Annotated in this window: 13 protein-coding genes; 11 read left to right on the top strand and 2 right to left on the bottom strand. The window is 44.5% G+C overall.

The window, feature by feature from the left end:
* The first annotated feature begins 4 nt into the window (after window positions 1–4).
* The 11 genes from ACQYAC_RS11595 to ACQYAC_RS11545 all read left to right on the top strand — a co-directional run bounded on the left by ACQYAC_RS11595 (window position 5) and on the right by ACQYAC_RS11545 (window position 10,273).
* Complete coding sequence (locus ACQYAC_RS11595; RefSeq protein WP_429943330.1) at window positions 5–1,417, top strand: CDP-glycerol glycerophosphotransferase family protein; 1,413 nt, start codon at window positions 5–7, stop codon at window positions 1,415–1,417.
* A gap of 21 nt (window positions 1,418–1,438) precedes the next feature.
* Complete coding sequence (locus ACQYAC_RS11590; RefSeq protein ID WP_429943329.1) at window positions 1,439–2,617, top strand: DegT/DnrJ/EryC1/StrS family aminotransferase; 1,179 nt, start codon at window positions 1,439–1,441, stop codon at window positions 2,615–2,617.
* Window positions 2,614–3,489, top strand: a complete 876-nt coding sequence (locus ACQYAC_RS11585; protein WP_429943328.1) for a GNAT family N-acetyltransferase — start codon at window positions 2,614–2,616, stop codon at window positions 3,487–3,489. The genes ACQYAC_RS11590 and ACQYAC_RS11585 overlap by 4 nt, the downstream gene beginning before the upstream one ends.
* 1 nt (window position 3,490) lies before the next feature.
* Complete coding sequence (locus ACQYAC_RS11580; RefSeq protein ID WP_429943327.1) at window positions 3,491–4,615, top strand: N-acetylneuraminate synthase family protein; 1,125 nt, start codon at window positions 3,491–3,493, stop codon at window positions 4,613–4,615.
* Window positions 4,605–5,345 (top strand): cytidylyltransferase domain-containing protein, encoded by a 741-nt coding sequence (locus tag ACQYAC_RS11575; protein ID WP_180309898.1) that lies wholly within the window; start codon window positions 4,605–4,607, stop codon window positions 5,343–5,345. The genes ACQYAC_RS11580 and ACQYAC_RS11575 overlap by 11 nt, the downstream gene beginning before the upstream one ends.
* Window positions 5,342–6,370, top strand: coding sequence for a PseG/SpsG family protein (locus ACQYAC_RS11570; RefSeq protein WP_429943326.1), 1,029 nt, complete (start codon window positions 5,342–5,344; stop codon window positions 6,368–6,370). The genes ACQYAC_RS11575 and ACQYAC_RS11570 overlap by 4 nt, the downstream gene beginning before the upstream one ends.
* A gap of 2 nt (window positions 6,371–6,372) precedes the next feature.
* Entirely contained in the window at window positions 6,373–7,113 is a 741-nt protein-coding gene (locus tag ACQYAC_RS11565; RefSeq protein ID WP_429943325.1) for a sugar phosphate nucleotidyltransferase, read from the top strand.
* Window positions 7,110–8,075 (top strand): dTDP-glucose 4,6-dehydratase, encoded by a 966-nt coding sequence (rfbB, locus tag ACQYAC_RS11560; RefSeq protein ID WP_429943324.1) that lies wholly within the window; start codon window positions 7,110–7,112, stop codon window positions 8,073–8,075. Before ACQYAC_RS11565 ends, rfbB begins: the two co-directional genes overlap by 4 nt.
* Window positions 8,076–8,078: 3 nt before the next feature.
* Window positions 8,079–8,933, top strand: coding sequence for a dTDP-4-dehydrorhamnose reductase (gene rfbD, locus ACQYAC_RS11555; RefSeq protein ID WP_144461588.1), 855 nt, complete (start codon window positions 8,079–8,081; stop codon window positions 8,931–8,933).
* Window positions 8,926–9,381 carry a dTDP-4-dehydrorhamnose 3,5-epimerase family protein gene (locus tag ACQYAC_RS11550; protein WP_169055916.1) on the top strand — a complete coding sequence of 152 codons (456 nt, stop codon included), beginning with the start codon at window positions 8,926–8,928 and terminating at the stop codon, window positions 9,379–9,381. The genes rfbD and ACQYAC_RS11550 overlap by 8 nt, the downstream gene beginning before the upstream one ends.
* A gap of 100 nt (window positions 9,382–9,481) precedes the next feature.
* Entirely contained in the window at window positions 9,482–10,273 is a 792-nt protein-coding gene (locus ACQYAC_RS11545; protein WP_325064640.1) for an SDR family oxidoreductase, read from the top strand.
* Between the two features lie 14 nt (window positions 10,274–10,287).
* Here ACQYAC_RS11545 and ACQYAC_RS11540 read toward each other — a convergent pair whose 3' ends face one another.
* Together ACQYAC_RS11540 and ACQYAC_RS11535 are read right to left on the bottom strand one after the other, a co-directional pair.
* Window positions 10,288–11,484, bottom strand: coding sequence for a pyridoxal phosphate-dependent aminotransferase (locus tag ACQYAC_RS11540; RefSeq protein ID WP_429943323.1), 1,197 nt, complete (start codon window positions 11,482–11,484; stop codon window positions 10,288–10,290).
* Window positions 11,485–11,499: 15 nt separating this feature from the next.
* Window positions 11,500–12,921 carry an ATP-grasp domain-containing protein gene (locus ACQYAC_RS11535; RefSeq protein ID WP_323639636.1) on the bottom strand — a complete coding sequence of 474 codons (1,422 nt, stop codon included), beginning with the start codon at window positions 12,919–12,921 and terminating at the stop codon, window positions 11,500–11,502.
* Window positions 12,922–12,934 lie beyond the last annotated feature (13 nt).

The following is a 12,934-nucleotide window of genomic DNA, read 5'->3' as shown; positions in this document are numbered from 1 at the left end:
TTAAGTGTCGCACTATCTTCATCATTATTGGCAGGTGTACTTTGAGTTTGTAAATCTCATGAAGGATTTGTCCTATCAACAAATTCCTCTTGGGTTGATCAGCAATTTCTATCAATATATCAGTCCTGAGGTAAGGAGACGTATGGAGGATGAAGCATTCGGTCAAGAATTGACAACCGATTGTCCGCTGCCGGAAGAGATTCAGCCATTTTTTGATCAACATAAGCAACAGATCAAGCGTATTGCGTATCGTCCGGCGAATGGAAAGGTCTTGCTTCACTTTGAACATCTGCGTTTTACTGAACAAAATTACACGCGGTTCCATCCGAGTCAAACCGTGGTGCTTGCTCGCTGGAAGAAGGCAGACTATTTCGGTTTACCTGTCATCAGCAAGCCTGAATTAGCTGGAGAGGTTAATAAAGAAGCCCATGCTGAATATATTGAGAAAGCAAATGCTCTCCTTAAACCTTACGCAAAGCACCCGGTCTTTGGCAATGTCTTTTTTAGAGAAAAGCTTCGGAAGGACATTGTGCAATTTATTGATGTGATAGACCAGACAGAAGTGCTTTTTCAGATGGAGCCAATTGCAGCTATCATTGTGGGGACAACGGAGGATGCATACAGCCGGGTACTTGCACTGCAAACTGTGAAACGCCAGCTCACGAGTATCTGTCTTCAGCACGGCGCACTGATGGGAGACGAAGCCTTTTTACCAATTTTCACGACGTGCCACGGGGTGTTTGGAAAGTATGAAAAAGACTGGTATGTAGACAAAGGCTGTCAGCCGGAACAGGTGGAGATCACGGGTCATCCGAGGTTTGATTTGGTGAAGGATCGAACGCCGCTTCAGCAGGAACTCATCTTTCGTAAATTGAACTTCAATCCTGCCAAAAAGACCGTACTTGTGGCGACGCAGCCGTTTTCAGAAGCTTTCTATGGTGATGTGCTTCAAACGATTGCAAAACGGAAAGACATTCAGTTGATCATGAAGCCGCATCCGTGGGAAATTGCCCGCAATCGATTAAATGAGTATATGTCCATTGAACGAGCAGGAAATCATGTGAGATTGATTAAAAAAGAAATCGACTTGTATGACCTATTGCCATATATGGATATGGTCATTACGCTCACATCAACCGTCGGTCTTGAAGCGATGCTCTTTGAAAAGAGTGTGCTGATCGGGAAAATGACAGAAGGCAGAAGATACCCTTATTACGAGTCGCTTGGCAGCTATCAGATGGAAAACCCTGTTGAACTGGCTGAGAAAGCCATTCGTATTTTGTCGGATGATCAAGAGATGGAGCTGGCAAAGCAGCAAGGAGCTAAGTTCATTAAAGAACATTATCCGCATGCGCGATCGACCGATGTTCTGCTTTCTCTGCTTAAAACAAAAACAGGTGTAGATTTTCAGAGATGAAGATAGGGGTGTGCAAGCGATATGGAAAAAAAGAGAGAACAATTTCTTCCTTATGCCCTGCCGTTGATTGAGCAGGAAGAAATTGACGAAGTCATTGGAACATTAAAATCAGGCTGGCTGTCAACCGGACCAAAAGTCAGACAGTTCGAAGAAGAGTTTCGACAGCTGACCGGTGCAAAACATGCGATCGCTGTCAATTCATGTACGGCTGCTTTATTTTTAGCCTTAAAAGCTAGAGGGATTGGGAATGGGGATGAGGTGATTACAACGCCTCTGACATTTTGCGCAACAGCCAATACGATCATTCATACAGGGGCAGCTCCTGTATTTGTCGATATTGACCCAGCGACACTCAACCTCGATGCAGAGAGATTAGAAGCGGCGATTACACCACATACAAAAGCGATTATCCCTGTTCATTTTGCTGGTCAATCGTGCGATATGGACCGGATTTTAGCCATTGCCAAAAAGTACGATCTATTTGTGCTCGAGGATGCCGCTCATGCTCTGCATACGACGTATCACGGGAACCCGATTGGAGCGATTGGTGATGCGACTGCCTTTAGTTTTTATGCGACGAAAAATATAGCGACCGGGGAAGGCGGCATGCTGACGACAAATGATGATGCACTTGCCGCTCGGATCAGAAGACTAGCACTCCATGGGATGAGCAAAGGAGCATGGAATCGTTATGGAGAAAAAGGAACGTGGTACTACGAGGTCGAGGAACCTGGCTATAAAATGAACATGTTTGATGTGCAGGCATCGTTAGGGCTTGTCCAGCTAAGCCGTCTAGATGATATGCAGGCACGGAGAGAACACATTGCGAAAGCATACAATCAGGCATTTCAAAAGGAAGCAGGGCTGATCCTGCCGCCAGTGCATCATGAGGGAAGACATGCATGGCATTTATATGTACTGCAAGTGGACCCGAAAGAAGCATTCATCACACGCGATGAGCTAATTGATCAGCTGCAAAAAGACTATAAGATCGGCACGAGTGTCCACTTTATCCCTGTTCATATGCATCCATACTATCAACAAACCTACCACTATTCACCAGAGGATTTTCCTGAGTCACTTGCGTACTACAAGCGGACCCTCTCACTCCCCCTTTACCCCAGTATGACAGATGAAGATGTGCAGGATGTCATCACTGCGGTGCTGTCTATTTTAAAAGAACAGAAGGCATCTTCATGAAGGCTGTTCATGCAATAGACGATCAGGTGCTGTCCGCTTGGCTTGAGAATTACGGTCAACAAATTGAACAAATGAAAGGCTTTAAACAGTTTGGTCTTGTCAGTGGCGCCCAGCTCAAAGCGGTGCTGTTATACGACTGGTCAAAATGGGAAAGCGGCATATTTGATCAGCATATTTTTCATGTGAAGTTTGCAGAAGCTGAGTCAGCATCTGCTTTTCAGGAATTAATGGAGCGCTTTATCAATTGGATGAGATCAGAAAAATGCGATTTTTTCTTTTTGCGTCTTGAAGCGGCGGATGTTGAAAAAAACCGCATCGTCCAAAGGCTGTCACATGTGTACTATGTAGGCGGTCTTACTCGTCTTGAAGCGCCGCCTGTTCACATGGAAATGCCATCAACAGGTGAAGATGTGGTCATCAGTCTGCCGAATGAAAAGGAATACGATGAGGCGGTGTCACTCGCTTATCAGGCTTTTGTGAAAAGCAGGTATGCGCTTGATCCTTTTTTAGACCAGAGTGCCGTCCAGCATTTCTTTCAAGAATGGATGAAAAATAATTTGCTCGGACGTGCAGATATCAATATCGCGGCAAAGGTGAATGATGAAGTCGTTGGTTTGATCCAAGGGGTGATCAAGGACGATGAACTGGTGCTTGATTTACTCGCCATTAGACCGGATGCACAAGGAAAAGGGCTCGGAAAAAAGCTGGTGATTGCGATGGTGAAAGCCTCTTATGAGAGAGGGCATCGGCTTATGTCTGCAGGAACTCAGATGCATAACACAACCGCCATTCAGCTGTACGAAAAGCTGGGCTTTAGAACAAAAAATGCCTTTTTGTATTACCATGTATGGCCGAAAAAAGGAGAGAGGTAAGATGGCGCATTTCTACATTGGAGATCGCAAAGTGGGGGATGGAGCGCCTGTCTTTATCATTGCAGAGGCGGGCATTAACCATGATGGAAAGCTGGATCAGGCGCTTGCTTTAATTGATGTAGCAAAAGAAGCAGGTGCCGATGCAGTGAAGTTTCAAATGTTTCAAGCTGATCGGATGTATCAAAAGGAACCAGGTTTATACGAAACAGCCAAGGGAGAAGAGGTGTCCATTTTTTCCTTAGTCGAACAAATGGAGCTGCCGCCAGAATGGTTGCCGGTGTTATTAAACCGCTGTGAGGAAAAAGGGCTGATATTTCTAAGCACAGTGTGTGATGAGGAATCTGCGGATTTATTGAATCAAACTAATCCGCCAGCTTTCAAACTAGCATCCTATGAAATCAATCATTTGCCTCTTTTGCGACATACAGCTTCTTTTCAAAAGCCCATCATTTTCTCAACTGCCGGGGCCACTATTGCAGATGTTCATGAAGCATATGAGGCGATTACAAGCGAGCAAAACGATCAGGTCGCCATCATGCATTGCGTCGCAAAGTATCCGGCACCTAGAGCTTACACGAATCTTCGTGTGCTCCAAACCTTAGCCTCCGCTTTTCCTGAGGCAGTCATCGGCTTTTCCGATCATAGTGAGCATCCTACTGAAGCCCCCGTTGCCGCTGTGAAACTTGGGGCAGCCATGATTGAAAAGCATTTTACGATTGATAAGACGCTGCCTGGCGCCGATCATTCCTTTGCGCTCGATCCCGAAGAATTAAAGGAAATGGTTCAGTATATTCGAGCGGCGGAAAAGGACCGAAATCAATCAGAAACAGACGCTCATTCTGTGTCAGAGGAGCTCCTTGGCAGTTCTTTTAAAACAACAACTGCCATTGAAGGGCAGATTCGTGAATTTGCGTATCGAGGGATTTTTACGATAAAAGGGATTGCAAAGGGCGAGACTTTGACCGAAGAAAATCTAGCCGTATTACGTCCAGGACAAAAAAGCCAAGGTCTTCATCCGCGGTACATGGAGACTTTAATTGGTGCCAAGGCTGTCAGAGACATTCCAGCCCATACAGGGGTTTCGTGGAAAGATGTGCTCATGCAGGAGTCTACAAATGATCAATGATGTGCTCTTTGTCATACAGGCTAGAATGGGCTCAACAAGACTGCCAAAAAAGGTGATGAAGCCGATCGGTGGTATGGCATTGATCGATTTCATTGTTGAACGTGTAAAGCAATCAAATCATTACAATCACAAGACGCAGAACCTCATGATCGCCACAACAGTCGAAGCAGAAGATGATCTATTGGCTCATTATTGTTTATCAAAGGGCTATAAGGTATTTCGTGGCAGTGAGATGGATGTATTGCAGCGATTCGCAAAGATAGCTCAACATTTTGAACCACAAACCATTGTACGTTTAACGGGAGATAATCCATTTATAGATCCAGCGCTTTTGTCGAAAATGCTTGAAGAACATAGAAAGAAGAAGGCTGATTACACGTATACGACTGGAACACCACTCGGTATTTCCGGGGAAATGATCAACGCAACTATTTTATGTGAAATCGACAATTTTCCCCTTACGCAGCCGGAGCGTGAGCATGTCACGCTGTATATCCGAAAGCACCCTGAGCAATTTCATCTGCAATTATTCACACCGCCCAAAGAACTCGCATATCCTGCTTATCGATTCACGGTTGATACAGAAGAAGATTACGTATTTGCCACCCGTTTACTTGAAAAAGCCGGCGGGTCTATTGCAGTGCCTACAGCTGAACTCATCACCATTTGTGAACAAGATCCTAATATGGTTCGGTTGAATCAATTTGTGAGACAGAAGGATGCTGAATGAACAAAAAAATCATGATTGTTGTGTACGGTGGTTTTTTGAGAGGCATGGGTCATGTCGCTAGAATGAAACGTCTGGCAAAGGAACTGGTTCAAGAAGGAAACGACTTATATTTCTATACAAATGAACAGATTTGTGTAGAAATGCTCTCGCATCCAGCATGGCACGTTCATTTGGTGCCGGAATCAAACGTATTTCTTCAAATGGAGCAGGACATAAAAGAGCTAAATCCTGATCTTCTGCTGATCGATGTCCTTGATTGTGACCTTCAGTTCCTTCGATCGATCAAAGCGTCCTTCAGAAATGCAAAACTGGTCTTATTTGAAGAAGAAAGAGCAGAAGCTTGCCAGCTTGCTGATGCTGTCATAAACGGCATTTATGGTGGACTGGATGAAAAGCACCTGCAAGTAAATGGAACGGACTACTTTTATGGAACACCTTATTTATTGTTAGATCACGAGATCAGCAAATTAAAAGACACATATGAGGTTCGCAAAGAATGTAAGAAGGTGGTGATCAGCCTTGGGGGCAGTGATCCAAGCGGATTATTAACAAAAGCTGTATCAGCACTTCTCGAAGCCGGCCATTTACACATTCTAGCAGTTACAGGAAAAGCCTCTCGCATCGAAGAAAAAATCGAGGCTGCACATATTCAATTCATTCGCCATACGGATCAATTACCTGCCCATCTTGCCGAAGCCGATCTAGCGATTGTTGCTGGCGGGATGACGTTATATGAGGCTGTTTGTATCGGGGTGCCCAGCATTGTCCTTTCACAAGTAGACCACCAAGCAGTAACAGCCACTCGTTTTGCACAAAAGGGAGCCTGTCACCATCTTGGATTGGGCAGCCTTGTGGATGAAAAGGATATATGGCGTGCTGTGCGAAGACTGTCCGGCAGCTACTTTCTTCGCAGGAGCATTCATCTCAATGGACGGTCACTCATTGATGGAAAAGGAATCGAACGAGTGAAAAACATTCTTATATACCTCATGAATCATCACCAAAAAGAACATAAGGATGTGTAGATGTGAAGGGAGTTATTTTAGCAGGAGGAAAGGGATCACGACTGGCACCTTTAACGAAGATTTTCAATAAACATTTATTGCCGGTTGGCCCATATCCGATGATTTATTGGTCATTGTTCAAATTGAAAGAAGCGGGGATTTTAGAAGTAATGGTCATATCACAAGCAGAACAAATCCCGCTGTTTCAAAAGCTGCTTGAAGGCGATGAGGAACTGGGGATGAACATCGTGTATCAGGTACAGCCAGAAGCTTCTGGAATTTCAGACGGCTTATCCTACGCAAAGCCCTTTGTAGAAGGGGAAAAGTTTGTGCTAATGCTTGGTGATAATGTATTTGAGGATTCGCTAACTCCTTTTGTTGAAGCCTTTCAGCAGCAAGAAAGCGGTGCGAAGGTTCTGTTGAAAGAAGTGACAGATCCAAAGCGGTTTGGCATTGCAGAAATTGATGCTGCCCACCAGCGAATATTATCAATTGAGGAAAAACCGGAGCATCCGCGTTCATCCTACTGCGTCACGGGTATCTATTTTTATGATCAAGGAGTCTTTCAATATATTGAGAAAATCTCACCGTCAGATCGAGGCGAATTAGAGATTACAGATGTAAACAATCTCTATATCTCAAATAGCCAGCTGACCTATGATATGTTAAAAGGGTGGTGGATTGATGCAGGAACACATGAATCTCTCCACCAAGCATCGACGAAAATGTTTGAAACGATGAAGAAAAAAGAGGGATACGAATGACGAAGTCTTATTTAATTACAGGCGGAGCGGGATTTATTGGACTGAATTTTGTGAAACTGCTGCTTCAGGAAACAGATGTCCGGCTCACTGTTTTTGACAAGTTAACATATGCCAGTCATCCAGAGGAGATGGATGAATTATTAAAGCTGTCTCATTTTCGTTTTATTCAAGGGGATATCACCCTTCAACATGAGCTGGATCAAGCGTTTGATGAAGTCTATGATGCGATCATTCATTTTGCAGCAGAATCCCATGTTGATCGCAGTATTGAATCGGCAGAGCCCTTTATTCAAACAAATGTCCTCGGTACCTATCGTATGCTGGAGGCAGTCTTAAAGGGCAAGGCGAAAAAAATGATTCATATTTCAACAGACGAAGTATATGGAGATTTGGAACTGAATGATCCAGCTTTCACAGAACAAACACCGCTTTCACCGAATAATCCTTATTCAGCAAGCAAGGCAAGCTCAGACCTGCTTGTAAAATCTTATATCCACACTCACCAATTACCCGCAATGATCACACGGTGCAGCAACAACTACGGACCGCATCAGCATGAAGAGAAATTAATACCGACGATTATTAGAAAAGCAATCAATGGAGAAAAAATCCCGATTTATGGAGATGGCCAGCAGATTCGCGATTGGCTGTATGTAGAGGATCATGCAAGAGCTGTAAAGCAGGTCCTTGAAAACGGAACAGCTGGGCAGGTGTACAATATCGGCGGTGGTAACGAGAAAACGAATCTCGATTTGACCAAAACCATTCTAACGCAGCTCGGGATGAGTCATGACCGTATTGCGTTTGTTGAAGACCGTAAAGGACATGACCGGCGGTATGCGATTGACGCCAGTAAGCTAAAACGGGAGCTTGGCTGGACGCAGGAGACGTCATTTGAAGCAGGTATTGAAAAAACGATCAATTGGTATCGTGCCAAATATGATCAGAGCGAAGAAGGGTGACGGATGAAAGTTTTAATCACCGGTGCAGGCGGGCAACTAGGGAAGGAATTGAGCAGACAGCTTAAGGAGAAAGACATCACCGTCATTGCCTTAACGAAGAGCATGCTCAATATCGCAGACCAGCAAGCAGTCAAACATGCGATGAGACACTTTCGTCCTAATATTGTTGTCAGTGCAGCAGCATATACCTCAGTAGATCAGTGTGAAACAGAAACGGAAAAGGCGTATCTTATTAATGGCATTGGCGCCTACTATACAGCGCTGGAGGCAAAGAACGTAGGGGCTGATGTGTTACATGTCAGTACAGATTATGTGTTTGACGGGCAAGCAGACACGCCTTACCAAGTGGATGCACAAGCAGATCCTCAAACCATTTATGGAAAAAGTAAAAAGCTTGGTGAGGAATTGATCCATCTTGTATCAGACGAAGTGAAAATCATCCGTACATCGTGGCTATACGGTCATGAGGGACATAATTTTGTGAATACCATCCTTCGGCTCGCAGAAACAAAGGATCATTTGCGCATCGTGAATGACCAAGTAGGCTCACCGACTTATACAAAGGATGTCGCAGAGGCCATCATTCATTTGTTTGATCAGCGTGCAGGAATTTATCATGTCAGTAACCGAGAAAGCTGTTCTTGGTTTGACTTTGCGTCAGAAATTGTGGCAAAAAGCGGCCTGTCTACGACCATTGAGCCAATTTCCACGGAAGAGTACGGCTTCCAAACGCCTCGTCCAGCCTATTCTGTGTTAGACCTTCAAGCCATTGAAGCCACAGGCTGGCAGCCGAGACATTGGAAGGATGCGCTTCACGAATATTTGCAGAAAGAAGGGAGATGGCATCAGCATGATTGATGGTGTACAAACGAAAAAACTCATGAAACATTGTGATGATCGCGGCTTTTTTGCAGAGCTCATTCGAGATGATGAGCCGATGCTGCAACGTTTTGGGCAGGCATCGTGGTCGAAAAGCTTTCCAGGAGTAATCAAAGCCTTTCATTATCATGAAAAGCAAGATGACGTTTGGTTTTTCCCAGCAGGTCATGCTCAGGTCGTTTTATACGATTTGCGTGAGGGTTCTCCTACAAAGGGTCAAACTGATGTGTATTATATGGGGGAAGACAATCCAATGCTCCTCCTCATCCCAAAGGGTGTCGCACATGGCTACCGGGTACTAGGCGAGACACCTCTGCAAATTGTCTATTTCACGACAGAATCCTATGACCCGAAAAACCCAGATGAAAAGAGAATTGCATGGAATGACGAGATAATCGGATTTGATTGGGAAACGACTTTTAAATAAAGAACAGAGGCCTTTCGCAGGAGAAAGGTCTTTTTTTGTTGAAATACATTCTAAGTGTCATTTTATGTATTTTTCTAAGTTAAGCAGAAAAGGGATGTGGATGAGTTTGTCTAAAAGAGTTGCATTTGTAACAGGGGCAAGTACAGGGATTGGAAAGGCAATCGCCATAAAGCTTGCCGCCCAGGATCATGTAAAGGTCATCATCAATTCTAGAAATCAATCCTCACTAGAAGATGCGCGGCAGCACATTGAACGTATGGCAGAAACAAAGGAACCGGTGTCTCTTTTCTGTGGCGATATGTCGCATGAAGGAGTGCGGGCTGAGGCCTTTGCGGCAATAGATAAAGAGTTTGGCAGACTGGATGTGTTGATTAACAACATTCCAGGAGGGAAGCCAGATACTTTTGATTCATGTGAAAGCGAGCAGATGCTGGCAGCATTTTCTCAGAAAGCTCTTGCGTATATTGATATGATGAAACGCGCGGCAGCAATGATGAAAAGGCATGAATATGGCCGAATCATTCAAATTGTCGGGAACCTTTGGAAGGAACCTGGTCATCAAATGTTTACGAACAGTATGATGAATGCAGCGATCATCAATGCTAGTAAAAATGCAGCCACACAGCTTGCGCCTTCTGGGATCACAGTGAATTGTTTAAACCCAGGATTTATTGCTACAGATCGGTATGAACAATTTATCGAAAACATGATGCGTGAGCAGTCATTATCACGCGAAGAAGCTGTACAGGCTGTTGCGTCAGCAATCCCGATGCAAAGAGTAGGTTCAGCGAGTGAAATGGCTTCATTGGCGGCATTTATCACATCAGAGGAAGCCTCCTATGTCACTGGACAGCAAATATCTGTCGATGGTGGTTCGATGAAAAGTATATAGATATGAAAAACCCGCTATATGCGGGTTTTTTGATGAAACCGAATCGGCAGTATGTGCAGCCGATCGATAAAAAGGGCAAGCTGTTCAATTGGCGTCACCATTGAGATGCGGACATGACGTCTTCCGTGTGTTCCAAACACACCCCCAGGCGTCACGACGACATCTGCATGCTCGAGTAAATAGTCGGCAAATGCATGAGAATCCTCGAAATCATCAGGGATCGGTGCCCACAAATAAAAGGCGCCGGCTGGACGTTCAATGGTCCAGCCAAGCTGCTTCTCCGCTTGACGGATGAAGAAATTTATTCGTTCAAGGTAGACCTCTTTCAAAGATTGAATATGACAGTCATCACTTTGTAAAGCGACGGTGGCGGCATGCTGAAATCCACCATACATACTGACAAACACATGATCTTGGAAAGCGTTAATGGCATGAATGATGTCCTCATTGCCTACAGCAAAAGCGACTCTCCATCCTGCCATATTGAATGTTTTGGATAAAGAATATAATTCCACGCCTACGTTTTTTCCAAGAGGAGCCTTTAGAAAGCTCACTGGTTTTTGCTCATAATGAAATGAACCATAAGCAAAATCATGAATCACATGGAGTCCGTGAGTAGAGGCAAATGCCGCAGTCTCTTCAAAAAAAGCCTCATTTGCTACAGCACCTGTTGGGTTATTCGGATAATTTAAGAAAAGGACCTTTGCCTTTTTTAACACGTCTGGATCAATTGATGAGAAATTCGGCAAATAGCCATTTTCCTCTTCTAGCCGGATGCAGTATGGCTTTGCATCTGCCATCAAGATACCTGAATGATATTCTGGGTATCCAGGATCGGGGACGAGGGCAATGTCCCCTGGATCAAGCAGGCACTGACTCATCACATAAAGGCCTGTTTTTCCTCCATTGAAAAGGGCAATTTCCTTCTTCGGGTCAACCTCAATGGCGAATTCCTTTCTGTAGAAATCCGTAATGGCTTGCTTGAAAAAGTCAAAGCCTCTAAAAGGTGCATATTGCTGAAATTGCAAAGTGCCTGCTGCTTCTTGAAGGGCACTCACAATATGCGCAGGAGTAGGAAGATCGGGGTTTCCCTGACCAAGGTTAATGATGTTCGCTCCGTGTTTTGTTTTATGCGCAATTTTCTCAAATACGGTTCCAAATTTTTGTTCTGGCAGCCGTTCAATCATGTTAGAAGGTAAGATTTTCACCACGACATCCTCTCTTTCTTATCCCTTCACTAATTCATCCATTAACTGAATGGATGCCTGCTTTTGAATGTTGCGGATGGAGGCGGCAACATCTTGAGAAGAGGACCCTTTTAATTCAAGAGACACGATGCCATTAAATGCTTCAAATAAAGATAGATCTACAAAGGTTCCTTTAGGTGGGACGGATTCGCTGATGATGACAGTATCCCCAACTAAAGTGTCCTGCGGAATATGCACATGATCAATGGTGATGTGTGCGGCCTCAGGCGGAATGTGTCCGCTCTCTTTGAAATGCTGAGGGTATAAATGACAGTCTGCTACATAATGCGTATGTCCAGAAAGCAGTTCTTTTGGCAAATCAGCTTTTTTTCCATCGACCAATACATCAATCAGCAGCTTGGCCATATCTACCCCAAAGACCTTTTTGATATTCGGAATCATATTCCAGCCAGCAAATCTAGCTGCTGATTCGATCAGTCCGGTTTCCCGATGTTTCATCAGCTTGATCTCTGTATGAGTGGCACAGTTTTCAAGTCCTAACCCCTCATTTGCTTTTCTTGCTGCCTCAATGATGATGTGCTGAGCTTCATTGTCTAGGATCGACGGAGTGATATGAGCCGTTTCTGTAAAGCCAATTTGAGGGGTCTTATCATGAATGACAAAAGGGATATATTCACCCTCAACAACTAATCCTTCTACACTGACATAATCAGAATAGCCGTCGTCTTGATACCAATCCTCATAAGTGCCCTCCAAGTATGTTTCAGCGACAAAGGGTGCTTCATACGTCACAGCGTTTGGAACGGGAATGGTTTGCAAATAGGATTGTACGTGTAAAAAGAGATCATCACTGCCGGCTCGGTCATGAAAAAGGGTCACGCCAATGGAGCTTGCTAAATATGTAGGCTTTAAAATAAGCGGTGTGCCGATATGCTCAATGGCTTGCTGAAAATCAGCTAAAGTCGTGACAGGCTGAGTTTTTACTGCTTTGACCCCAGCCGCGTTGAATGCAGCCCTCATTTGGCTTTTATCACGCGCTAATTCAGCTGCCTTTACCCCGGCGCCGCGCAGCCCAAGTCGCTCAGCGGCTTTTGCCATTGGTGCTATGAATAATTCATTATTGGTGGTGATCGCATCCGCTTTGAAAAAGGAAGCGACGCGAACGAGGTCATCCACCACCTCTTCCTCTGATTTCAGATAATCATCATGTGCCCAGTAAATCGAATCTGGGTGTTCAAAAGAAGGGTTTGTATCAAAATAATCTCGATCTTTGATGACCGCAATAGAGTATTTTTCGATTAGCTTAGCGTGTCCCTTTGTAATCGCAAAGGGTCTCGGGATATAAGAAACGATATGATACGATGCAGCCACGCTTTCATAAAACATATGGGGCGGGCATCCTCCCAGATCAGCAATGACAAGAACGGTTTTTTTACTCAATGAAAGCACTCCT

Source organism: Bacillus sp. MM09(2025), assembly GCF_050496725.1.
Lineage (GTDB): Bacteria > Bacillota > Bacilli > Bacillales > Bacillaceae > Bacillus > Bacillus pumilus.
This window is presented reverse-complemented; position numbering and strand designations above follow the sequence as displayed.